This is a genomic window from Tamaricihabitans halophyticus, from assembly GCF_004340875.1.
GTDB classification, from domain to species: domain Bacteria; phylum Actinomycetota; class Actinomycetes; order Mycobacteriales; family Pseudonocardiaceae; genus Tamaricihabitans; species Tamaricihabitans halophyticus.
Window position 1 is genome coordinate 1 of the sequence record NZ_SLXQ01000015.1, and the last position, 22816, is coordinate 22816.

The 22816-nt window shown below is 65.3% G+C and carries 25 protein-coding genes; 20 read left to right on the forward strand and 5 right to left on the reverse strand.

The window, feature by feature from the left end:
* Positions 1-67: 67 nt before the first annotated feature.
* Positions 68-1330 carry a threonine synthase gene (thrC, locus tag EV191_RS24510; protein ID WP_165913081.1) on the reverse strand — a complete coding sequence of 421 codons (1263 nt, stop codon included), beginning with the start codon at positions 1328-1330 and terminating at the stop codon, positions 68-70.
* Positions 1331-1503: 173 nt separating this feature from the next.
* On the opposite strand from thrC, the gene EV191_RS24515 reads away from it, so the two are divergent.
* Complete coding sequence (locus tag EV191_RS24515) at positions 1504-2244, forward strand: IclR family transcriptional regulator (protein ID WP_132879811.1); 741 nt, start codon at positions 1504-1506, stop codon at positions 2242-2244.
* Between the two features lie 15 nt (positions 2245-2259).
* Here EV191_RS24515 and EV191_RS24520 read toward each other — a convergent pair whose 3' ends face one another.
* A complete protein-coding gene (locus tag EV191_RS24520) occupies positions 2260-3009 on the reverse strand; it encodes an SDR family NAD(P)-dependent oxidoreductase (RefSeq protein ID WP_165913082.1) in 750 nt (249 codons plus the stop codon).
* Positions 2999-3769 carry an SDR family NAD(P)-dependent oxidoreductase gene (locus EV191_RS24525; RefSeq protein ID WP_132879814.1) on the reverse strand — a complete coding sequence of 257 codons (771 nt, stop codon included), beginning with the start codon at positions 3767-3769 and terminating at the stop codon, positions 2999-3001. The genes EV191_RS24520 and EV191_RS24525 overlap by 11 nt, the downstream gene beginning before the upstream one ends.
* A gap of 156 nt (positions 3770-3925) precedes the next feature.
* Here EV191_RS24525 and EV191_RS24530 point away from each other — a divergent pair, with 156 nt between their 5' ends.
* Genes EV191_RS24530 through EV191_RS24540 form a run of 3 tightly spaced genes read left to right on the forward strand, consistent with a single transcriptional unit; the run spans position 3926 to position 7164 of the window.
* Positions 3926-4801, forward strand: a complete 876-nt coding sequence (locus tag EV191_RS24530; RefSeq protein ID WP_132879815.1) for an SDR family oxidoreductase — start codon at positions 3926-3928, stop codon at positions 4799-4801.
* Position 4802: 1 nt separating this feature from the next.
* Positions 4803-5978: an acyl-CoA dehydrogenase family protein gene (locus EV191_RS24535; RefSeq protein WP_132879817.1), complete on the forward strand. Its 1176-nt coding sequence runs from the start codon at positions 4803-4805 to the stop codon at positions 5976-5978.
* A 16-nt stretch (positions 5979-5994) separates the two neighbouring features.
* Positions 5995-7164 (forward strand): acyl-CoA dehydrogenase family protein, encoded by a 1170-nt coding sequence (locus tag EV191_RS24540; RefSeq protein WP_132879818.1) that lies wholly within the window; start codon positions 5995-5997, stop codon positions 7162-7164.
* On the opposite strand, the gene EV191_RS24545 is transcribed toward EV191_RS24540, so the two are convergent.
* Together EV191_RS24545 and EV191_RS24550 are read right to left on the reverse strand one after the other, a co-directional pair.
* A complete protein-coding gene (locus EV191_RS24545; RefSeq protein ID WP_132879820.1) occupies positions 7161-7934 on the reverse strand; it encodes an SDR family oxidoreductase in 774 nt (257 codons plus the stop codon). The genes EV191_RS24540 and EV191_RS24545 overlap by 4 nt on opposite strands.
* Entirely contained in the window at positions 7931-9085 is a 1155-nt protein-coding gene (locus EV191_RS24550) for an acetyl-CoA C-acetyltransferase (protein ID WP_132879959.1), read from the reverse strand. The genes EV191_RS24545 and EV191_RS24550 overlap by 4 nt, the downstream gene beginning before the upstream one ends.
* 119 nt (positions 9086-9204) lie before the next feature.
* Here EV191_RS24550 and EV191_RS24555 point away from each other — a divergent pair, with 119 nt between their 5' ends.
* The 16 genes from EV191_RS24555 (at position 9205) to EV191_RS24630 (ending at position 22810) form a co-directional block, all read left to right on the forward strand.
* Positions 9205-10827, forward strand: coding sequence for an AMP-binding protein (locus tag EV191_RS24555; RefSeq protein ID WP_132879821.1), 1623 nt, complete (start codon positions 9205-9207; stop codon positions 10825-10827).
* Positions 10828-10940: 113 nt separating this feature from the next.
* Positions 10941-11759, forward strand: coding sequence for a CoA transferase subunit A (locus tag EV191_RS24560; protein ID WP_132879823.1), 819 nt, complete (start codon positions 10941-10943; stop codon positions 11757-11759).
* A gap of 41 nt (positions 11760-11800) precedes the next feature.
* Positions 11801-12580, forward strand: a complete 780-nt coding sequence (locus EV191_RS24565) for a CoA-transferase subunit beta (protein ID WP_132879960.1) — start codon at positions 11801-11803, stop codon at positions 12578-12580.
* Positions 12581-12609: 29 nt separating this feature from the next.
* The gene (locus tag EV191_RS24570) at positions 12610-13710 is read left to right on the forward strand and encodes an NAD(P)H-dependent flavin oxidoreductase (protein WP_207894676.1); all 1101 of its coding nucleotides are present in this window, start codon (positions 12610-12612) and stop codon (positions 13708-13710) included.
* Complete coding sequence (locus EV191_RS24575) at positions 13703-14482, forward strand: SDR family oxidoreductase (RefSeq protein ID WP_132879826.1); 780 nt, start codon at positions 13703-13705, stop codon at positions 14480-14482. The genes EV191_RS24570 and EV191_RS24575 overlap by 8 nt, the downstream gene beginning before the upstream one ends.
* A gap of 22 nt (positions 14483-14504) precedes the next feature.
* A complete protein-coding gene (locus EV191_RS24580) occupies positions 14505-14954 on the forward strand; it encodes an FAS1-like dehydratase domain-containing protein (RefSeq protein WP_132879828.1) in 450 nt (149 codons plus the stop codon).
* A complete protein-coding gene (locus EV191_RS24585; RefSeq protein WP_132879829.1) occupies positions 14951-15373 on the forward strand; it encodes a MaoC/PaaZ C-terminal domain-containing protein in 423 nt (140 codons plus the stop codon). The genes EV191_RS24580 and EV191_RS24585 overlap by 4 nt, the downstream gene beginning before the upstream one ends.
* Complete coding sequence (locus EV191_RS24590) at positions 15363-16160, forward strand: enoyl-CoA hydratase family protein (RefSeq protein ID WP_132879831.1); 798 nt, start codon at positions 15363-15365, stop codon at positions 16158-16160. Before EV191_RS24585 ends, EV191_RS24590 begins: the two co-directional genes overlap by 11 nt.
* Positions 16160-17299: an acyl-CoA dehydrogenase family protein gene (locus tag EV191_RS24595; RefSeq protein ID WP_132879833.1), complete on the forward strand. Its 1140-nt coding sequence runs from the start codon at positions 16160-16162 to the stop codon at positions 17297-17299. Before EV191_RS24590 ends, EV191_RS24595 begins: the two co-directional genes overlap by 1 nt.
* Positions 17300-17303: 4 nt before the next feature.
* Positions 17304-18314, forward strand: coding sequence for an acyl-CoA dehydrogenase family protein (locus EV191_RS24600; RefSeq protein ID WP_207894665.1), 1011 nt, complete (start codon positions 17304-17306; stop codon positions 18312-18314).
* Positions 18315-18353: 39 nt separating this feature from the next.
* Positions 18354-19217, forward strand: coding sequence for an enoyl-CoA hydratase (locus EV191_RS24605; RefSeq protein WP_207894678.1), 864 nt, complete (start codon positions 18354-18356; stop codon positions 19215-19217).
* A 323-nt stretch (positions 19218-19540) separates the two neighbouring features.
* A complete protein-coding gene (locus EV191_RS24610) occupies positions 19541-20095 on the forward strand; it encodes a TetR/AcrR family transcriptional regulator (protein WP_132879837.1) in 555 nt (184 codons plus the stop codon).
* Between the two features lie 138 nt (positions 20096-20233).
* A complete protein-coding gene (locus tag EV191_RS24615; protein WP_132879839.1) occupies positions 20234-20785 on the forward strand; it encodes an FAS1-like dehydratase domain-containing protein in 552 nt (183 codons plus the stop codon).
* Positions 20785-21204 (forward strand): Zn-ribbon domain-containing OB-fold protein, encoded by a 420-nt coding sequence (locus EV191_RS24620; protein ID WP_132879840.1) that lies wholly within the window; start codon positions 20785-20787, stop codon positions 21202-21204. The genes EV191_RS24615 and EV191_RS24620 overlap by 1 nt, the downstream gene beginning before the upstream one ends.
* The gene (locus EV191_RS24625) at positions 21201-21626 is read left to right on the forward strand and encodes a MaoC/PaaZ C-terminal domain-containing protein (protein WP_243659204.1); all 426 of its coding nucleotides are present in this window, start codon (positions 21201-21203) and stop codon (positions 21624-21626) included. Before EV191_RS24620 ends, EV191_RS24625 begins: the two co-directional genes overlap by 4 nt.
* A complete protein-coding gene (locus EV191_RS24630; protein ID WP_132879842.1) occupies positions 21626-22810 on the forward strand; it encodes a lipid-transfer protein in 1185 nt (394 codons plus the stop codon). The genes EV191_RS24625 and EV191_RS24630 overlap by 1 nt, the downstream gene beginning before the upstream one ends.
* The last annotated feature ends 6 nt before the right edge of the window (positions 22811-22816 follow it).

A 22816-nucleotide genomic window follows, 5' to 3' on the forward strand; every position in this document is an offset into this window, starting at 1 on the left:
CTGGTCGACGTCCTCTGGGCACTGCTGCGCGACAACCGTCCCTGGCAAACCAGCACACCCGCAGCCATCAACGCTTGACACGATCATTGAGATCCTCCGGTGCCTTCGTGGTGTGGGCGGGTAGCTGGCCAATGACGTCGTCGGTGTTGGCCACCAGCGGTGCCTCCTGCCGGCCGGCGGCGGCCAGCGTCTTGATGCCGTGCCCGGTGAGCATGCAGACAACCAGCTCGTCCTGGTGTATCCATCCCCGGTCGCGCGCGGTCCGCACGGCGGCGAGATTGGCCGCCGCGCCGGATTCGATCAGCAGGCCTTCGTCTCGCGCGAGGGCTTCGGCCGCCTCCTCGGCTTCCGCGTCCCGTACCGCGACCATCGCGCCACGCGTTTCCCGCACCAACCGGAGCGTGTAGGTGCCGTCGGAGGGATAGCCCCGTAACGGGTCGGATATCGCCGATATCCGAGTGGACACGGTCGGCCATGGCGTGACCCGCTCGACATCGCGGTCGAACGCGTCGACGATCGGGGCACAGCCATGGGCTTGCACTCCAAGAATCCGCGGCAGTTCCGTATGCATCCCGGCGGCACGCAGTTCCTGGTACGCCGTGACGATCCCGTGTACGAGCGGGCCAGAGCCGATCGGTACCACGATCCAGTCCGGCACCTCGCTGAGCTGTTCCGCGAGTTCATAGCCCGCGCTGCGCAGGCCGGATACCGCCACCGGATTGACGAAGGTGGTCGTCAGGTTCAGCCATCCCAGCCGTGCGGCCAGCTCGCGCGCGACCTGGAACGAGTTGCTGTAGTCGCCGCGTACCCGTAGCACGGTCGCGCCGTGTGCCTGAGCGACCGCTGCCTTGCCGGGTGGGACCGCCTCCGGCACCAGCACGACCGAGGGCAAGCCGGCGCGGGCGGCGTAGGCGGCGGTGGAGCCCGCGGCGTTTCCGCTGGACGCGCACACCACTGCCGGCGCGCCCTGGGTGATCGCCTGGGCGATACCCACCGCGGTCGCCCGGTCCTTGAACGACCCGGATGGATTGAGGTGATCGAGTTTGTACCGCAGCCGTTCAGTGGCACACCAGGCCCGGGTGCTGGTGGCAGACACCAGCGGGGTCTGTCCTTCGCCCATGCTCAGCCACGCGGTCTCCTGGCTGATCGGCAGCCGTCCCGCGTATCGCCAGGCACCCGTTGACTCCGTGGTGGCCGGCAGTGCGACGGGAGCGGGTGGGAGCACGACTGGTCCGCCGCAACCCGCGCAGTAGTCCGGAAACTCCGTGCGCTGCGGTCGATCGCAGAGCACACAGTGCGCGAGACCTTCGGGCCGGTCGCGGTGGTCCAATTCGGTCTCCTGTTCGTCAGTGCCACGCCGACCGCATCTGGTCGAAGGGGGAGTGCGGGGTAGCGAGATCTGTGTACTTGCATATAATGCAAGTAGATTGCGTATACTGATGTTATGAAGCAGCACAGTACGGAGTCGCCCTGTGCGGGTCAAGCGACGGTTGGGAGGAATCGGTGAGTGAGAGCCTCCGGCGAGGCCTGCGAGTGCTTGCCGCGCTCGCGGACGAACCGGCGACCGCGAGTCGGATCGCCGAGTCGCATGACATCAGCCTGTCGACGGCAGTGCGACTGCTGCGCTTGCTCGCGGACGAGGGGTTCGCGCTACGCGATGACGCCGGTCGATACCACGTGGGGAGCCAGTTACTGCGGGTTGCCTACCAGGTGGTGGCCGAGATGGATGTCCGGCAGGTGGCCGCACCGGTGTTGCGGGCATTGAACGCGGAAACCAACCACACCGTCCACCTCGGCTACTTCGAGAACCCGACGCTGATCTATGTGGACAAGTACGCGGGTACCGCGCCGGTCCAGATGCATTCCCGGATCGGACAGCCAGCACCGTTGCACTGCACCGCGATGGGCAAAGCCGTTGCCGCGTACTTGCCGGACGATGAGCGGGCCGCGTTGGTCACCGAGCTCGAGTTCGTCGCGAGTACGCCACGAACGATTACCAATGGCGCGGAGTACCTACATGCCCTCGATGAGGTGTGCGCTACCGGATACGCGCTGAACCTCGGCGAGCACGAGGAGGTGGTTTCCGCGGTCGCGGTTCCGATCCGCCGGCCGGACGGGCGTGTGCAGTATGCGATCGATGTGGCGGTACCGAACTTCCTCGTCGATGAGCAGGCACTGCGCGCGTTGATTCCGCGGGTCGTTGCCGCGGCCGCGGAGATCGAATCCGCGCTCGGCTACGCATAGGCGCCAGAGTCGGTTCTACTGGGCGATGGTCCACCCGCCGTCCACGGGTAGCACCACCCCGTTGATGTATGTCGCTAATGGACTGAGTAGGAACAAGACTGTCCATGCCACCTCATCCGGCTTGCCGGCCCGACCGAGTGGTATCCGGCCGAGGATCCGCTGGCCCAGTTCGGTTTCCGTGAACCCGGCGATTCGTGGCGTCGCGGTCATGCCTGGTGCGACGGCATTGGCGCGGAACTCGGCGGCGCGGTAGGTGGCGATATGCCGTGTATAGCCAGCGATACCTGCCTTGCTCGCGCAGTACCAGTCCGAAGCGGTACCAAGCAGGTTGCCAGCGACCGAGGCGATATTCACCATCGCGGCGCCCGCGGGAGCGCCTGCCGACAGCCAGCTGTCCACCATCGTTCGCGTACTGCCGATGGCGATACGGACGGCCTCGTCAAAGTCGAGATCGAACTGCGATGCCGGCCCGGCATTATTGACCAGATAGCGAATGGTGCCGAGGGTTCGGCTGTCCGCGAAACCGTCCGCAACCTGCTCTGGTGAGCTGACGTCCGCGATGATTTTCCGCGCCGTGCCACCGGTTCGGGCGATCTCCGCTGCGGTTTCCGCGAGTTCCTGGGCGTTCCGGTCCCATGCGGCAACGTAGAGCCCGAGCTCGGCGGCCCGTAGTGCGATCGATTTCCCGATCCCGCTTGCGGCGCCGCTGACCACCAGTACATCACCTGCGCTGAAGCCAAGGTCGATCCGTTGCTCAGACGCCATAACCGCCGTCCACATCGAGTTTCTGTCCGGTGATGAAACCGGCTCGATCGGAGGCGAGAAAGGTGACCGCCTCGGCTATATCGGTGGCGCGGCCGAACCGGCGCAGCGGGATGTTGCGTCGCGCTACCGCGAGGGCATGCTCGTCGAGCTCACCGGTACCGATCAACTCGGCGGCCATCCCGTCGGTCAGCATTCCTGGCCCGACACAGTTGAATCGCACTCCGAAGCGGCCTTCCTCGGCGGCAAAGGCGCGCACCAACGCCTCGACCGCGCCCTTGGTGCCCGCGGAAAGCCCGTCGCGCGCCGGGTAGCGAGTGGTCGCCGCCGTGGTGACCGCGACCACGTTGCCGGCACTGGCGCGCAGCGCGGGAAGTGTTTCGTGTACGACGGTAAAGAAGCCCGCGGCTTCCTGGTTCAGCTGTGCGATGTATCGCGCCGGCGGCACCGTGGACAGATAGGTCATCGGTACCTGCGGCCCGGCGGCGTGTACGAGTGTGTGGATCGCTCCGAATCTGGCTTTGGTCGCCGCGATGAACTCAGCCGCCGAGGAGCCATCGGTGAGGTCGAGCTGGGTTGCCTCGGCCGTTACTCCCGCCGACTCCAGCTCGGCGACCAACGCCTTCGCCGACGATTCCGCCGTGCGATACGTGAAAGCGAGGGAACTGCCTTCGATTCCCAGCGCACGACACACCGCCGTGCCAATTCCGCCGGTACCGCCGGTCACCACGGCGGCCCCTTGGCGTTCCGCGAACTCCGACACGACGACTCCTCGGTGCCAGTGAGCCAACAGGCACTTGGCTGAACCCAGGGTGACGATACCGTGGAATCAATACAAGACCAAGCGCTTGCTTGATTATCCTGAACGGGTGTGGTTGCCTGCCAGCAGGGGTGCGAACGCGGCGAGGTGAGGTGGCCAATGGTCGGGTCATGCGTGGATCGCTCGGTAATCATTACGGGTGCGGGGCAAGGGCTCGGTCGGTCGCATGCCCTCGAGTTCGCTCGGCACGGCGCCAAGCTGGTACTGAACGATGCAGGCACCGCGGTGCACGGAGTCGCCGAGGAGATCCGTGCCGCCGGCGGCACCGTCGTGGTGAGTACCGGCGATATCGCCGATTGGCACTATGCGGCGGAGCTGGTGCATACCGCTGTCGATGCGTTTGGCCAGCTGGACACTCTGGTGAACAACGCGGGAATCAACCGCGACCGGATGCTGGCGACGATGTCCGAACAGGATTGGGACGAGGTCCTCAGGGTCGATCTGAAGGGGCATTTCGCGCCCTTGCGGCATGCCGCGGCGTACTGGCGGGAGCGTGCCAAATCCGGTGGGAGCATCGCGGCGCGGATCGTGAACACCTCATCGGGCGCCGGCTTGCTCGGCAGCGTCGGTCAGGGCAACTATGCGGCGGCGAAAGCGGGTATCGCGGTACTTACCCAGATTGCCGCCGTGGAACTGGGTAGGTACGGCGTCCAGGTGAACGCTATCGCGCCCTCGGCGAGAACACCGATGACCGAATCGGTCTTTGCCGAGATGATGGCCAAACCCGCTGACGGGTTTGACGCCATGGATCCAGCCAACGTCGCGCCTCTGGTGGTGTGGTTGGGTAGCGCGCGCTCGGTCGCCGTCACCGGCAGGGTGTTCGAAGTGTCTGGTGGTGACGTGGCACTTGCTGATGGTTGGCGATACGGCGAACCAGTCGCCAAGCGGGATCGTTGGCAGGTCGACGAGCTCGACGCCGTCGTCGCCGAACTGCTCGAGCGCGCCGGGCCACCCGCAGCGGTATACGGAGCCTGATATGTCAGCTGGTCTGAAGTTGTCCGATGCGGACGAACGGTTTCGGCTGCGGGCACGTGCCTGGCTCGCCGACAACCTTGCCGGGGAGTTCGCGGACGTCGTCGGTACTGGTGGCCCTGGCCGGGAGCACCAGGCGGTGCGGCGGCGCCGGCAGTGGGAGCGCCGGTTGGGTGCGAGTGGCTGGATCGGGCTCGGTTGGCCGAAGCGGCATGGTGGACAGGACGCCTCGCTCCTGCGCCAGGTCGTCTTTCATGAGGAGTATGCCCGCGCCGGCGCGCCCGCACGGCTCGGGCATATGAGCGAACAACTTGTCGGACCAACGTTACTCACCTTCGGCACGGCCGAACAGCAGGCGCGGTTCCTGCCAGGCATCCTGCGCGGCGAGGTGTTGTGGTGCCAGGGATACTCCGAGCCGGACGCGGGTTCGGATCTGGCTGGCGTGCGTACCAGCGCGGTTCGAGAAGGCGGGCACTATGTGCTCAGCGGGCAGAAGATATGGACGTCCTTGGCGGATATCGCGGATTGGTGTTTCGTGCTCGCGCGCACCGACCCGGACCAGACGCGCCATCGAGGGTTGTCGTATCTGCTGGTGCCGCTGGATCAGCCGGGCATCGAGATCCGGCCGATCCGGCAGATCACCGGCACCTCGGAGTTCAACGAGGTGTTCTTCGATGGCGCGCGAACCGCGGTGGACAATCTCGTTGGCGCGGAAGGCGATGGCTGGCGGGTGGCGATGGGCACGCTGGCCTTCGAACGCGGCGTCGCGACTCTTGGCCAGCAGATCGGTTTCGAGCGTGAACTGAACGCGATCATCGCAACCGCCCGAGCGACCGGAGCCATCGACGATCCCGCGTTGCACGCACGTATCGTCGACGCGTGGATCGGGCTGCGGGTGATGCGCTACACCGCGCTCCACACACTGAGTTCCGCTGGCACGGGACCTTCGGGAAGCGAAGGCTCGATTTCCAAGCTGCAGTGGGCAAACTGGCATCGAAACCTTGGCGAGCTCGCCGTGGACGTCACCGGTGCGGCCGGGCTCGTCGCCGGCGGCGCTTCGGATGAGCTGACCGAGGAACAGTTGCTGTTCCTGTACACCCGGGCGGACACGATCTACGGCGGCACCAACGAGATCCAGCGCAACATTGTCGCCGAGCGAGTGCTCGGTATGCCCCGGTGAGCTGAGGAGTCGAGCCGTGCGCCAGTACGATCGAAACGAACCGCCGGGGCTGTCCGAGCCAACAGAGCTGTCCGAACCAACAGAGCCGTCTGAACCAATAGAGCGCAGGGAGATGCGCCGCACCGTGGCCGACTTCCTCGACCGGCACGCCGATATTCGCACGGCGATGACCAACGCCGATGGTTACGACAGGGAGCTATGGCGCCGGGGAGTCGACGAGCTCGGCGTGAGCGCGTTGCTGGTACCCGAGCGCTGCGGGGGGCTGGGGATGAGCTTTGCGGACGGCGCGGTGTTGGTAGCGGAGTTCGGTCGTCGGCTGGTACCAAGTCCGCTGCTGGACACCGTGGTCGCGACAGCCGTACTCGCCGCCTGTGGTACCGATGAGGCGGATTGGCTGCTGACCGAGATCGCGACGGAAGGACTGTCCGTAGCGGTGGCGTTCGCGGAACCGGAAGCCGGTTGGTGCGCCGATTCGCTCGCATCTCGCGCCGCGTCGCATTCCGCTGGCTGGACGTTGCGTGGCGCCAAGGAATACGTGGCGCACGGGGCGACAGCGGATCTTCTGCTGGTACCCGCGCGGACCACCGAGGGGGAGCTGCGGCTCTATGTGACAAGGGCCAGCGATGCCGGTCTGCGCCGCACCAGTCGGACCGCTCTTGACCATACGCGGACTCTGGCCGAGATCGAGTTCACCGATGCCGTCGCGGTGCGGGTGGACGGTTCCGCCGGTGGCGCGGACAGCGTCGCGTTGCTGAGCGGGCTGATGCTGACCGCGCTTGCCGTCGAGTCTGCCGCCGCGGCGCGGTCGTGCCTGTCGGGGATCGTGACGTATCTGTCCGTCCGGCAGCAGTTCGGTCGCGCGCTCGGTTCGTTTCAGGCGCTCAAGCACCGGTGCGCCGACCTGGCCGTACGCGTCGCTGGCGCCGAAGCCACCGCCTGGTATGCCACCGAATCGGTCGGAAACGGCGCCCAGGCCGCCACGACTCCCGAACTGGCCAAGGTGGTGTGTGCCGATGCACTGTTACGGGTCGCCGCGGAGTCGGTTCAGCTACACGGCGGTATCGGCTTCACGTTCGACCACGACGCGCACCTCTTCCTCAAACGCGGCAAGGCGAATCAGCTGCTGTTCGGATCTGGTCAGCAGTTGCGTACCCGGGTAGCCGAAGCCGCCGGGCTAGGCACCTAGCGCCGGAACTCCGGATTGACCGCGAGATAGCGGGCCGGGATCTCGCCGCCGCCGTCGACCAGGAGCTCGGCACCGCTGACGTAGCCCGCTTCGGGGGCGGTCAGCAGTAAGCAGGCGGAAGCGACATCCTCCGGGCTGGCCATCCTGGCCATCGGAATGGTTGCGGCTACCCGGAGCTGGCCATCCGCGTCGCCGTAGTTCTGTTGCGACAGTTCGGTGTGCACCAGGCCGACGGTGACCTGGTTGACCCTTACCTTCGGCGCGAACTCCATACCGAGCGTGCGGGTGAGCATGCTCAGCCCGGCCTTCGCGGCGGAGTAGGCCGCGGCGCCCGGCGCGGGGTGACGGCCTGCCACACTACCGATGTTGATGATCTGTCCACCCTCTGGCTGGTCTCGCATCACCTGATACGCCGGTTGCGCCAGGTAGAACGGCGCGAGCAAGTTCAGGGTCACCACCGCCGAGACGAATCGCGGGGATACCGTCGTACTGTCCGCGGGCGGTGCGCCGCCCGCGTTGTTGACCAGCACGTCGAGCCTGCCGAACCGTTCCTTCGCGGCCGCTACGACGGCGGCGGCCTGCTCGGGCTGCCGGATATCGGCCTGTTCGAAGACAGCCGTTCGTTCCCCGCTGGTGGGCAGCCGCTCGACCTCGGAACGACCGCATACCAAAACATCCGCGCCGGAGGCGAGAAATCGCTCGGCGATCGCGGCGCCGATTCCTCGGGTCCCGCCGGTGACGATGACGGCGCGGCCGACCTGCTCGCTCATCCCAGCCGCTCCACGATCGTGACATTGGCCTGGCCGCCGCCCTCACACATGACCTGCAGGCCATAACGGCCGCCGGTTCGATCGAGCTCGTGCACCAAGGTGGTCATCAGCCGGGCGCCGGTCGCGCCAAGCGGATGGCCGAGCGCGATCGCCCCACCGTGCACGTTCACCCGTTCCGGATCGGCTCCGCTCTCGTCGAGCCAAGCGAGCACTACCGAGGCAAAGGCTTCGTTGATCTCGATCCGGTCGATGTCGGTGATGGCGAGCCCCGCGCGGCTGAGCGCGTGCGCGGTAGCTGGGATCGGCGCGGTGAGCATCCACACTGGATCCGCGCCGCGCGCGGAGAGATGGTGGACCCGCGCTCGGGGCGTGATGCCATGCGCCCGTACCGCCTGTTCGGACATCACGAGCAGGGCGGCGGCACCATCGCAAACCTGACTGGAAACCGCCGCGGTTATCTTGCCCCCTTCGGTGATCGGCGCGAGTTTGGCCATCTTCGCCAACGAGGTGTCCTGGCGGGGACAGGTGTCTACTTCAGCGGCGCCGAGCGGCATGATCTCCCGGTCAAAGTGGCCATCTCGAATCGCCGCGGTGGCGCGCTGATGGCTCCGCAGTGCGAAGGACTCCATGGCTGTCCGGCTGATTCGCCATTCCTCGGCGATCATCTCCGCGGCGCGAAACTGGGATACGGAGGCGTTGCCATAGCGGCGTTGCCAGCCGGGTGAACCGGAGAACGGGTCGGCGAAGCCGAACTGTTCTCCGGCTGTCATCGCCGCCGAGATGGGGATGGCACTCATGTTCTGCACGCCGCCCGCGACCACGATATCCGCCGTTGCGCTCAGTACGGCCTGCGCGGCGAAGTGCAGGGCCTGCTGGGAGGAACCACATTGCCGGTCCACGGTGACGCCAGGTACGGCATCGGGTAATCCCGCGACAAGCCATGCGGTTCTGGCGATATCGCCGGCCTGCGAACCTATCGTGTCCACGCAACCAAGAATCACGTCGTCCACGGCGGCGGGATCGATTCCCGTTCGCTCCACCAGTCCGGCGAGGACGTGCGCGGCCAAGTCCGCGGAATGTACCTCCGCCAGCGCGCCACCTCGCTTGGTGACGGGCGTGCGCACCGCGTCCACGATGTAGGCCTCGGCCATATACGGACCCTCTCCGGTAGGGGATGCTGGGTTCCCAGGCATGCTGAGTCTAGCAAGCGCTTGGTTGGCGTACTAGGATTGGTGAGAACGTTCGAAGCGGGACGGTCACGGGAGGTTCGGTGTCGCGTGTAGTTACCGGAAGTTCCACGACGATCCCCGAGTGTTTACGGTCGGCGGCCGTCGAAGTGCCTGGCAGGCCGGCGATCATCGACGGCGACCGCTGGTTCAGTTACGCCGAGCTGGATGCGGCCGCCACCCGATTTGCCAGCGCACTGATCGCGCGGGGCGTGCGCGCCGGCGACCGGGCGGCGATCTGGGCGCCGAACACGGCGGAATGGGTGATCGCCGCGCTGGGTATGCATGCGGCGGGCGCGATCCTGGTGCCCATCAACACACGCTTTCGTGGGGCTGAGGCCAGTTACGCGCTGCGGAAGGTCGGCGCGACGGTACTGGTTGTCCAGGATGGCTTTCTGGATACCGGTTACCTGGCCATGGTCAGGGAAAGCCTGGGTTCCGAAACCGGCACGGCGCCAGCGGAGCGTTCTCCGGTTCCCGGTATACCCACGTTGCATACCGTCGTCACGACCGACGACCGCGGCGATGACTCCGTGTGGCCGTTCGACCGATTTCTCGAACTCGCCGATAACGGGCACAGCGCCGAGGTGGATCGTCGGATCGCGACACTGCGCGGGAAAGACGTGGCGGATATTCTGTTCACCTCGGGTACTACCGGATATCCGAAGGGAGCGATGGTCAGCCATCGGGCCAATCTCGTGGTCAACGCGGCCTGGAGCGATATGGTGGGACTCGAGCCAGCTGACCGGTACCTGCTGGTCAATCCGTTCTTTCACAGCTTTGGCTACCGCGCGGGTATTCTGGCTTGTCTCATTCGCAGGGCAACCATGATCCCGCTCCCGGTATTCGATGTGGACACCGCGCTGCGGGCCATCGCGCGGGAACGCGTCACGGTCTTTCCCGGTGCGCCGGCGGTGTATTCCGCGATCCTGGCGCATCCTCGGCTCGCCGATTACGACATCGGCTCGGTGCGGCTCGCGGTGACCGGCGCTACCGTGGTTCCGGTCCCGCTATTGCGAAGTATGCGCACCGAACTGGGCTTTCGAGACGTGATCACCGCTTACGGGTTGACCGAGACCTGTGGCACGGTAACCGTTTGTCCACCGGATACCGACGAGGATCGGCTGTCTACCAGTTGCGGTAAGGCGATTCCCGGCACGGAGGTGATCGTCGTCGACGCGGCCAACCAGCGGCTGCCAGCAGGAGAGACCGGCGAGATACTGGTACGTGGCGACAATGTGATGCTTGGCTACTACGCGGACCAGGACGCTACCGACGCCGCGATCGACTCGGCTGGCTGGCTGCGCACCGGTGATATCGGTTGGCTGGATTCCGACGGGTATCTCCGGGTCACCGACCGGCTCAAGGATATGTTCGTGGTTGGCGGGTTCAACGTTTATCCGGCCGAAGTCGAAAGACTGCTCGCCGAGCACCCCGCGGTGTCCGAAGTGGCCGTGGTCGGCATGCCGGATGAGCGCCTTGGCGAGGTTGGCCACGCGTACGTGGTGCGCCGGCGAGGTGTTGAACCGACCGAAGACGAACTGATCGAACATTGCCGGGCGATCATGGCGAACTTCAAGGTGCCGCGAAAGGTGTCGTTCTGCCCCGAACTGCCGCGTACCGCGAGCGGCAAGGTGCAGAAATTCCGGCTCGGCGCCGCAGGCTGATGGTCTCCCGGTAGCGACTGCGGCGCCAGCCTCCCTGGCTTGACGGTGGAGTCCTTGCTGGTAAGCTAAACCAACCAAGCGCTTGCTACGGATCGCGATGCGAGGAGCCGTGGATGGTTGATAAGCGGATGACGGGAGCTGATGTGATCTCCCGGTTGAGGTCCGGGATGACCATCGGGATTGGCGGCTGGGGATCGCGTCGTAAACCGATGTCCTTGGTACGGGAAATCCTCCGTTCGGACCTGCGAGACCTGACGATCGTCAGCTATGGCGGCCCCGATGTCGGCCTGTTGTGTGCCGCGGGCAAGGTGCGCAAGCTGGTGTTCGGCTTCGTCTCGCTGGACTCGATCGCGCTGGACCCGCATTTCCGGGCCACCAGGCAAGCCGGCGCTATTGACGTCGTCGAGCTGGACGAGGGAATGCTGCAGTGGGGCCTGTACGCCGCTGGGCTCAACTTGCCGTTCCTGCCAACCCGTGCTGGCCTTGGTTCGGATGTCCTTACCCATACTCCGGAACTGCGGACGGTCATTGACCCGTACGACGGTGACGAGCTCGTCGCGATGCCTGCCTTGCCGCTGGATGCCGCGGTGGTGCACATGAACCGTGCTGACGAACACGGCAACGCGCAGTTTCTCGGTCCGGACCCCTACTTCGATGACCTGTTCTGCATGGCTGCCGAGCAAGCCTTCGTGTCCTGTGAGCGGATCGTGCCCACGGCGGAATTCACCGAGGTTGCCCATCCGGCGACGTTGCGGATCAGCCGCATGATGGTGACCGGAGTTGTCGAAGCCCCCGGCGGCGCGCGTTTCACCTCATGTGTTCCGGACTATGAGCGCGATGAGGAACTGCAACGCGAGTACGCCGCGGCCGCGGCCGATGACGAGGCATGGCAGGCGTTCGCCGGACGGTACTTGCGGGAGGCATTGGCATGACCGATTCCACTGTGCCCGCCGACCGGTGGGCGGAGCCGGACATGACAACCGGCGACGAAACGGTGACGCGCGCCGAAGTCTGCGTCGTTGCCTGTGCCGAGGTGTTCCGGGGCAGTGGGGAAATAATGGCCAGCGCGTTTGGCACCATACCGGCAATCGGCGTGCGCCTTGCCCGGCATACCTTCGCCCCCGATTTGTTGCTATCGGACGGTGAAGCGCTGTTGATGCGCGGTACCTGGCCGGTAGGCACTCCGGCGGAAGGCGACATCGAGGGCTGGGCGCCCTTTCGGGCCGTCTTTGATCTGGTGTGGCACGGGAAACGGCATGTGATGATGATTCCCAGCCAGCTCGATGTTCATGGAAACATGAATATTTCGGCGATCGGCGATTACCACCGGCCGAAGGTGCAGTTGCTCGGTGCGCGTGGCGGTCCGGGGAATACAGTTTGTCATCCAACCAGCTACTGGATACCCAAACATTCCCCGAGGTCTCTCGTGTCCAAGGTGGACATGGTTAGTGGTGTAGGTCATGACCGGGCAGCCGCCGCCGGTCCCGCCGCGCGGCGCTACCACCAGTTGCACCGGGTGGTCACGAATCTCGGCGTTCTGGACTTCGCCGCTGATGGCCGGCTTCGTCTGGTATCCGTGCATCCCGGCGTGACCGTGCCGCAGGTACGCGCGGAAACCGGGTTTCCGCTCGACTTGGCCGGTGCCACGGAGAACACGGTGGCCACCACCCGGTTGCCGACGGCTGCCGAGCTGCGACTGATCAGGGAGGAACTCGACCCAGCGGGTCTGCGGGAACACGAGGTGCCGTCGTGAACGCGGATTCGTCTGCGATTGCGGCCCCGCTGTACACCAGGGCCTGCGAGCTGTTCGGGGTGCGATACCCCATCGTGCAGACCGGTATGGGTTATGTCTCGGATGTCGGGCTGACGGCCGCTACCGCGCGGGCCGGCGGTCTTGGCATCCTCTCCGCGGCGCTGCTCGACTATGCCGAGCTGGCTACCGCGATCGAGGCGATACAGGCGAGAACCGATCGGCCCTTCGGCGTGAACATCCGTGCCGATCAGCCCGATGTGGCACGCCGGATCGATCTGCTGATCAGCGCCGGCGTGCGCGTGGCCTCATTTGCCCTTGCCCCACGGCAGGGCCTGATCGACCGCTGCAAAGAAGGCGGTCTTGTCGTGCTGCCTTCCGTCGGGGCACGGCGCCATGCCGAGAAAGTCGCCTCCTGGGGCGCGGATGCCGTCGTCGTGCAGGGCAGCGAAGGTGGTGGGCACACCGGAGGGGTACCCACCAGCCTGCTGCTGCCGCAGGTGGTGGACGCCGTTGATATCCCGGTACTCGCCGCGGGTGGTTTCTTTGACGGCCGTGGCCTTGTCGCGGCGCTTTCCTATGGCGCCGCCGGTGTCGCGATGGGTACGCGTTTCCTGTTGACCAGCGATTCTCCCGTTCAGGACAGCATCAAAGCGGCCTATCTGCGTGGAACCGTCGATGACACCGTGCTGACCACCGAAGTTGACGGCGTGCCCCAACGGGTGCTGCGCACCGGCATGGTGGACAGGCTGGAACGAGGTTCCACGGCTGGCCGGTGGCTGCGCGCCGGCCGCAACGCGATCGCTTTTCGCAAGCTGTCCGGAACCCGCTGGCGCGACCTGGTGCAGGAGGGCCTTGCGATGCGCAAGGACGGGCAGCTCACCTGGAGCCAGGTGGTGATGGCGGCAAACGCCCCGATGCTGTATCGCGCCGGCCTACTGGACGGCGAGGCGGAGCTCGGGGTGTTCGCCACCGGCCAGGTGGTGGGGCTGATCGACGACTTGCCCAGTTGCGCGGGGCTGATCGAGCGGATCGTCGGGCAAGCCACGGAAGTATTGCGGGGATTCGGTGTCGCTCCCGATACGGATACCGCGGGGTCCATAGCCGACAGCAAGGCGGTGGACCGTGCCTGAACCGAGCGCGCCTCCGGTCGCGCATAACCTGCTTGCCGAGCGTACCGTGTTGGTCACCGCCTCGGCCGGCACCGGCATCGGCTATGCCACCGCGCGGCGGTGTGCCGAAGAGGGAGCGCGCGTCGCGATCAGCGACCGGCACGAACGCCGACTGGCGGAGGCAGCCGATCAGCTCGCCGAACTCACCGGCACACGCCCGCTTGCCGTGCCCTGTGATGTCACCGACCGGGCACAGATCGATCGACTGGTGGACACCGTCGCGGCGGAGTACGGCGGCATCGATGTACTGGTGAACAATGCCGGGCTCGGCGGTACGGCGAGCGTGCTCGAGATGACCGACGAGCAATGGGACACGGTGTTGGGGATCAGCCTGACCGCGACCTTCAAAGTCACCCGTGCCACGCTCCGGCATATGGTTCCAGCCGGCCGTGGCGTCATCGTGAACAACGCCTCGGTGATCGGCTGGCGCGCACAGGCTGGCCAGGCGCACTACGCAGCGGCCAAGGCCGGAGTGATGGCACTGACCCGCTGTGCGGCCATGGATGTGTCCGAGCACGGAATCCGGATCAATGCCGTCGCACCCAGTATCGCGACGCATCCGCATCTGGCCAAAGTCACCAGCGCCGAACTGCTCGCCACGCTCGCGGAGCGCGAGGCCTTCGGCCGCGCGGCCGAACCGTGGGAGGTAGCCAACGTGATCGTGTTTCTGGCCAGCGATTACTCGTCGTACCTGACCGGCGAGGTCGTCTCCGTCAGCAGTCAACACCCGTGACTCGCAACGAAATGAGGCAGCAATGGTCGACCCTGCCGCGGTGGGAAATGCCGGCACGGCGTTTCGAATGGACATCGAGCGCGGCAAGATTCGAGAGTTCGCTCATGCCACGCGCAGCGCCGATCCACGTTACCTCGAAGTGGATCGGCCGGTTGTCCCGCCGACTTTCCTGACCACAACCTTCTTCTGGCAGCACGACCAGGCGGACCCGTGGCCGTCGGTTCAGCTGGACCAGCAGCGCGGCCTACACGCCGAGCAGGAGTACGAGTTCTTCGGCCCGCCTCCCCGCGCCGGTACTCGACTCACCTGCCAATCCCGGATCGGTGAGATCTACACCAAGCAGGGACGCCGGGGCGGTGAACTCACCTTCGCGACCATGCACACCGATTTCTGGGACGAGGATGGCCGGTTGGTCGCCCGGGCGACCATGACCGGCGTGGAAACCGGCCAGCCACCGAAGGGGGAGACGTGACCGTGCCAGCCGCGCCCGCAGCCTGGCGGATCGGTCCGGTTTGCCGGACGGATTTCGTTCGGTATCAAGGCGCTTCCGGTGATATGAACCCGATCCACCACGATGAGCCGTTTGCTCAGGAAGCCGGGTTCCCGACCCCGTTCTCGGTGGGCATGTGGCAGGCGGGGCTACTCGGCAGCTATGCGGCGAGCTGGCTTGGCCCGGAGAACGTGCGCCGGTTCCGAATCAGATTCCGGGAGCAGGTATGGCCCGAGGATGTGCTCACTTGCGACGGAAAGATCCTGCGGGAGTATGCCGAAAATGGCCAACGGATAGCTGAGGTTGAGCTGACCTGCCGGCGGCAGACGGGCTCCGTGGCGGTTACGGCCCTGGCAACCTTTGTGATCCCCGCCGAGACGGAGGCAGCCGATGGCGAATGAGCCGGTTCCGTCGTCAGAACCGAACCCAGTGCGCCGTACCGTCCGCGCGGACGGCGTGGCTGAGCTGGTCGTAGACCACCCGCCGGTGAATGCGTTACCGGTAGCGGGATGGTTTGCCCTCGCGGAAGCCGTCACCGCCATGGGCGCCGACCCTACCGTGCGGTCCGTTGTGCTGCGGGCTGCGGGGCGTGGGTTCAACGCGGGCGTGGATATCAAGGAGATGCAACGAACCGCCGGATTCAGCGCGTTGGTCGGGGCGAATCGCGGGTGCTACGCCGCGTTCAAAGCGGTGTACGAGTGTCCTGTCCCGGTCATCGCCGCGGTACACGGATTCTGCCTTGGTGGTGGTATCGGACTCGTCGGCAACGCCGATGTGATCCTTGCCGCCGAGGACGCGACCTTCGGGCTGCCCGAAGTGGACCGTGGGGCACTTGGTGCCGCGACGCATCTTGCCCGACTGGTACCACAGCACCGGATGCGTGCGATGGTTTACACCGCGGCCACGGCCACCGCGGCGGAACTACACGGCTATGGTTCGATCCACGCGGTCGTTCCCGTAGACCAGCTGCGTGCCTCCGCGTTGGAGCTTGCCGCGCGGATCGCTGGCAAAGACCCGACGGTGATCCTCGCGGCGAAGGAATCGCTCAACGGAATTGATCCCTGGGACGTGAACCGCAGTTACCGGTTCGAGCAGGGCTTTACGTTCGAACTCAATCTCGCCGGCGTGGCCGAGGACCTGCGTAGCGAATTCGGCCGCTCGTCGCTACCCGGCGAAGGGGCTGGCTGATGGATCTGACCTGGAGCGAGCGGGAACAGGCCTTTCGCGCCGAGGCGAAAGCATGGCTGACCGCGAACGTGCCTGCCGAGCCACTGCCTTCCGGGGACACCAGGGAAGGGTTTGCCGCCCATGTCGACTGGGAGCGCAGGATGTTCGCGGACCGTTGGTCGGTGGTCTCCTGGCCGCCCGAATACGGTGGCCGGGATGCGAGCCTGTGGGAATGGCTGATCTTCGAAGAAGAGTACTACCGGGCAGGGGCGCCACAGCGGGTCACGCAGAACGGCATATTCCTGCTCGCGCCAACCTTGTTCGAGTTCGGCACGCCGGAGCAACAGCGGTACTGGCTGCCCCGAATGGCCGCCGCGGAGGATCTCTGGTGTCAGGGCTGGTCCGAGCCCGGCGCGGGGAGTGATCTCGCGGCGATCCGCAGCCGTGCCGACCGGGACGATCAAGCGGGTGGTTGGCGGCTCACCGGACAGAAGACGTGGACCACCCGTGGCGCTTTCTGCACGCACCTTTTCGGACTGTTTCGCAGCGGTCCCAGTGCCGACCGGCACAGGGGGCTCAGCTATTTCCTGGTCCCTTTGGATACGCCTGGGGTCACGGTGCGGGGATTTCCGCGACTGGACGGCGACGAGGGTTTCGCTGAGGTGTTCTTCGCGGACGCCTTCGTGCCGGATAGTCACGTACTCGGCGAGGTGCACGAGGGTTGGCGGGTGGCCATGGCCACCACCGGCTCGGAACGCGGCCTTACCCTGCGCTCGCCTGGCCGGTTCAAGCACGCCGCGGATCGGCTGATCGCGGAGGTCGCGCACCGCCATCCGGCGGCGACGGATGCGCTGATCGAGAGGGTGACCGGAGTGTGGCTGAGGGCTTTCGCCTACCAGCAGTTCACCCTGGCACAGGTAAGTCAGCTCATCGCTGGCGAAGCACCCGGTGCCCGATCCAGCCTGAACAAGGTCTACTGGTCCGAACTGGACATCGAGCTGCACGAGACCGCTCTCGAGCTGCTGGGTATGGACGGTCAGCTGGACAACGAGTGGAGTCGAGGTTTCCAGTTCTCGCTGGCCGGCCCGATCTATGCCGGTACCAACGAGATTCAACGGAACATCATCGCCGAACGGCTACTCGGCTTGCCGAGGAAGTGATCCGATGCGATTCGCCCCAACAGCAGAGCAGCAGGACCTTCGGATCGCGGTACGGGAACTGATGCGGGACCGTTGCCCATCCTCGGTGGTACGCGCCGAGCCGGACGATCCGGCGATCAACGGGCTGGCCGAGGAAATCTGCCGGATGGGTGCGCTCGGCTTGCTTGTCGCCGAGCGAGACGGCGGCCTTGGCTTGGATGAGAACTACCTGGTTCCGCTGATGGTCGAGACCGGCTGGGCGGCGGCGCCGCTACCGCTGGTGGATTCTATCGCGTTCGCTCCGGGTTTACTGTCCCACGCCGGGTATTCCGACGGTCCGGATTACCGGAAGCGGTGGTGCGTAGCGGATCCAGCGAAGCGAGCTGAGACACGCTTCGGCCAGCCAGCAGGATTGCTGCTGCGGGGCGGATTCGGTGGTACCGGGGCGGTCCAGTTGGTCGATCTCGACACCGCGGTCCGTAGCCACCTCGCCGCGATGGATCCATCCGCCGATGTGCACGACGTTCGCGGCGGGCAGGAGTTGGCCATCGTGGACGATCCAGTCCTTGTTCGGCAAGCATGGCAACGTGGCGTGCTTGCCGCGGCCGCCCAGCTGATCGGACTCGCTCGACATATGCTCGAGATGACAGTGGACTATGTCGCGGGGCGCACCCAGTTCGGCGTTCCAGTGGGGAGTTTCCAGGCCGTCAAGCATCGCCTTGCCACGGCCCTACTCGCCGTCGAGTTCGCGGCGCCCGTAGTGGATCGCGCCGGACACTCCATGGCCAGTGCGAATCCCGGGGCCGACCGGGATGTGTCCAGTGCCAAGGCACTCGCCTCGGAGGCCGCTCGCGCGGTGGGCAGGGAAGCCATCCAGTGCCACGGCGCGATGGGCTATACGACGGAGTACGACCTGCAGCTGTACCTGAAGCGGGCTTGGGCACTCGCCGCGGACTGGGGATCCGCCAGCTGGCATCGCGCGCGCCTTGCCGGCCACCTCGGCATGAGCCTTACCGGCAGTACGCCAGCCGGGTAGCGATGTGGTCGCAGTCGACAACGGGAAGGCAGGAACGGCATCGTGAGCGACAGGGACAACACCGAGATCGTGACCTACGAGCAGCGAGGCGGGGTCGCTGTCGTGACGATGAATCGGCCGAAGTATCGCAATGCGCAGAATTCAGCGATGACATACGCGCTGGATGACGCCTTCTACCGAGCGAGCGCGGACAACGATGTCAAGGCCGTGGTGCTGGCTGGCGCGGGCGAGCACTTCTCGGCTGGACACGATATCGGTTCGCCCGACCGAGACGCCGATGCATCGTTCGATCGCCGAGCTGGCCTGTGGTGGGACCACACCGACAAGCACGGTATGGACAACCGGCTCGCGCGCGAGTCCGAGGTCTACCTCGGGATGTGCCGGCGCTGGCGAGAACTGCCCAAGCCGATGGTCGCGATGGTGCAGGGTGCCTGCATCGCCGGCGGACTGATGCTCGCCTGGTGTGCCGATCTGATCATCGCGGCCGATGACGCGTTCTTCGCGGATCCCGTTGTGCGGATGGGTATACCTGGCGTGGAGTACTTCGCCCACCCATGGGTACTCGGACCTCGGTTCGCCAAGGAGTTCCTGTTCACCGGAGAGCGGTTTGCCGCCGACCGTGCGTTGGCGATCGGTATGGTGAACAGGGTGGTGCCGCGTGCGGAACTGGAAGCGGAAACGTTCGGGGTTGCCGAGAAAATAGCGGAGATGCCACGCCTCGGTCTCGCTCTCACCAAGAAGGCGATCAACCAGGCCGAAGACCTGATGGGGATGCGTTCCGGAATGGACGCGGCATTCGGTCTGCATCATGCGGCACACGCGCACAACGCGGAAGTGGGTGCCGATTCGCTGGCCGGACACACGGCCAAGTCGATGAAGGCGTCGGCGGACAAGTCCAGTTGAGCTGATCTGTCGAACCGCGTTTCTTAGTGATCTTGCGGTGGCTGGCTGTCGTGGGGCGTGGCGACGTCGTATGTTCGCGTTCTTTAAGGTTAGCGTGCTTATCGGGTTCGCGCGGGAGGTTGCCAGGCTGCGCCTGACCGCAATCTTTACGGATCTTGCGGTCGTCGTGCGACCGGGACTCGCTGCGTGCTCGTGCCACTCGACGCGTGATCGGCGAAATAGAGTTGAGCTGGTCGCGTGGCCGGCTCCGGCGAACGTGGCACGAACGCAGTCGGACAGTGGAGGTCGCGGTGGTCACGGTACCGGATCGGAAAGAAACGATCATGGCAGTATCGGCCGAATTGTTTGCCACGAAGGGTATTGGCCCAACCACGGTTCGGGATATTGGTGAAGCCGCCGGAGTGTTCTCCGGCAGCCTGTACCACTATTTCAGGTCCAAGAACGCGATCGTCGATGCCGTGCTGGCGCGGTTCATGGACGATATCGGTAGTCGGTTCCAGGCCGCCGTCACGAGAGCCGGTTCGCCCGTGGCAGTCGTCCGTGCCTTGATCAACGAAACCCTCCTGGTTATCGACGACCATCCGCATCCGACCAAGATGTACCAGAACGATCGGCAGTACCTCCGGGACAATGGGCTGCTCGAACGCGTGGACAGCGCTTCCCGCGCCATGCGGGGGTTCTGGCTGACTGCTATCCGTGCGGGCATCGCGGATGGCAGTTTCCGCGCGGACATACCACCTGAGGTGTTCTACCGTTCGCTGCGGGACACGTTGTGGGCGACGATGCACTGGCCGAACCGATCGCGGTACTCGACCCCGGAGTTTGCCGAGCTGATCAGCACCCTGTTCTTCGATGGGTTCGTCGTCAACCATCCCTGATTCATTGCTGGCGCTCCAACCAGCGGAAACGCCAGTACGACGGAAATCGTCCCCCGCTTAGGTCTGCCATTTCCGACCGTCAGCTGCTAACCTCGAATCAAGCGCTTGCTCAACTCGCTCTCCAGCGAAGGGATCACCGTGCGGAATCTCCAGGATCAGTTGGATCGGTTCGCCGGAGTCGCCGCTGAGCCACGGCGGGTAGCGCGATACCCGGTTAACGAGGCGATGATCCGGAACTGGGTAGAGGCGCACGACGACGATAATCCGATCTATGTGGACGATGCGGCCGCTCGGGCGGCCGGGCGGCCCGGGGTCGTATGCCCGCCGGCGATGATCTCGACGTGGGTGATGGCCGGTTATCGCCGGTACCGCGAGATACATCGACTGCGCGCGGAAGGTCACACGGAGGACTTTCCCTACTCGCGACTGCTCAGCTTGCTTGATGAGGCCGGCTTCACTTCCGTGGTCGCCACCGATCTGACCCAGGAGTATGTCCGGGACATTCATGTCGGCGAGCACATCACCGCGCATATCACCATCGAGGCGATATCGCCGATGAAGCGGACCGCGCTTGGCAACGGTCACTTCATCACGCTGCTGAAGAAGTACGTGAACCAGGATGGCGAGCTGCTCGTCGAGGAACGTTTCCGGCTCCTGCGCTTCGCCCCCGAATCGCGGAAGGATCCCTGATGAGTCATCAGTCAACCGCCGTACCGCCGCTGATCATCACCGAGGACAACAGGTTCTGGTTCGCCGCGGCAGAGCAGGGGTGGCTGGCGATCCAGCGCTGCACGCGGTGTCATACACTGCGTCATCCGCCCGCGCCGTGCTGCGCCCGGTGCCAGTCGTTCGAGTGGGATACCATCGAATCCAGTCGAAGGGCGAATCTGTGTAGCTACACGGTAATCCACCATCCGCGCGATACGGCTTTTGACTATCCGCTCGTGGTCGGACTCGTAGATCTTCCCGAAGGTATCCGGCTGGTCGCGGACATTGTCGGGATCGAGCCGGACGAGTTGGTTGCCGGCATGGAACTCGACGTGACCTTCGCAGAACACGCGCACGGCGCCGTCCTGCCGCGTCTGACCAGGCCGGAGGTGTGGCGGTGAACCAGCGCTTGACGAACTTGTCAGCGTGTCCGGTCGGTACGGCACTGCCGGAACTCAGCCTCGCGCTGGACCGCACGTCGATCGTGGCCACCGCGCTCGCTTCGCAGGACTTCGAGGATGTGCACCATGATCCGGCGAAGGCCGAATCGCGTGGCGCCTCGGATATCTTTCTGAGTATCAACGCGACCAACGGCTTCGTGGACAGATACATCACTGACTGGGCCGGACCGTCGGCCCGGATCACCAAGGTTTCGCTGCGTCTTGGCGCGCCGAGTTTTCCCGGGGACACTCTGCGAATGACGGGCGAGGTCACCGAGGTGGCGGGTGCGGCCGTGACGGTACGGGTGCTCGGGCACAACGAGCGTGGTGTGCACGTTACCGCCGATGTCACGGTGCTTGCCGGTCTGGCGGGGACCGAGTGATGTCCGGCCGGGGTTTCTCCGGTGTCGCCGCGATCGCGGGGATCGGGGCCACCGAGTTCTCAAAGGACTCCGGGCGTAGCGAATGGCAGCTTGCCTGCGAATGTGTGCTGGCCGCGCTCGAGGATGCGGGTATCGGTGTTCCGGAAGTCGACGGCTTCGCGCTGTTCACGATGGAGAACAATCCCGAGATAGCGGTAGCCCGTGCACTGGGGATTCCCGAGCTGACCTTCTTCAGCAGGATCCCGCACGGTGGTGGTGGCGCCTGCGCCCCCGTTCAGCAGGCAGCCATGGCCGTATCCACGGGGATCGCCGAGGTCGTGGTGGTCTACCGAGCCTTCAACGAACGTTCCGGGCACCGGTTCGGCGCTGGCCCGCCGAAGTTCGCTTACAGCCCGTCCACCGACCAGGAGTACCGCAACTGGATCAATCCGTATGGTTTGCTTACCCCCGCGCAACAAGAGGCCTTCCTTGCCAGGGAGTACATGCGCAAGTACGGTGCCACGAGCGCGGATTTCGGCCAGGTTTCGGTGCTTTCCCGTAAACACGCGGCGAACAATCCCAGGGCGTGGTACTACCAGCGGCCGATCACCATTGCGGATCATCAGAGCTCGAGGATGATCGCGGATCCGTTGCGCCTGCTCGACTGTTGTCAGGAAAGCGATGGTGGCCAGGCGCTCGTCGTGGTCAGTACCGAGCGCGCGCGGGATCTGCGCCGGCCGCCAGCGGTAATCAGAGCGGCGGCTCAAGGTGTTGGTCCACAACAGATCTCCATGAGCAGTTACTCTCGGTCGGAAATCGAGCGGTTGCCGGAAGTCGGTGTCGTCGCTAAACAGTTGTGGCGACAGTCTGGCCTGCGTCCGGCCGAACTGGACGCTGCGGTGCTCTACGACGCGTTTACCCCGATGGTGCTGCTGCAGCTCGAAGAATACGGTTTCTGTGGTGTCGGTGAGGCGAAAGACTTCATCGCTGATGGCCATCTCGAGGTTGATGGTCGACTGCCGATGAACACCCACGGCGGCCAGCTGGGTGAGGGCTATATCCACGGCGTCAATGGGATCGCGGAAGGTGTCCGGCTCATCCGTGGCGGCTCGACCAATCAGCCGGCAAAGCGCGTCGACAGTGTGCTGGTGACGGGTGGTTCTCCGGTGCCGCACAGTGCGATCGTGTTGGGTACGGACGGTTAGAGGTGC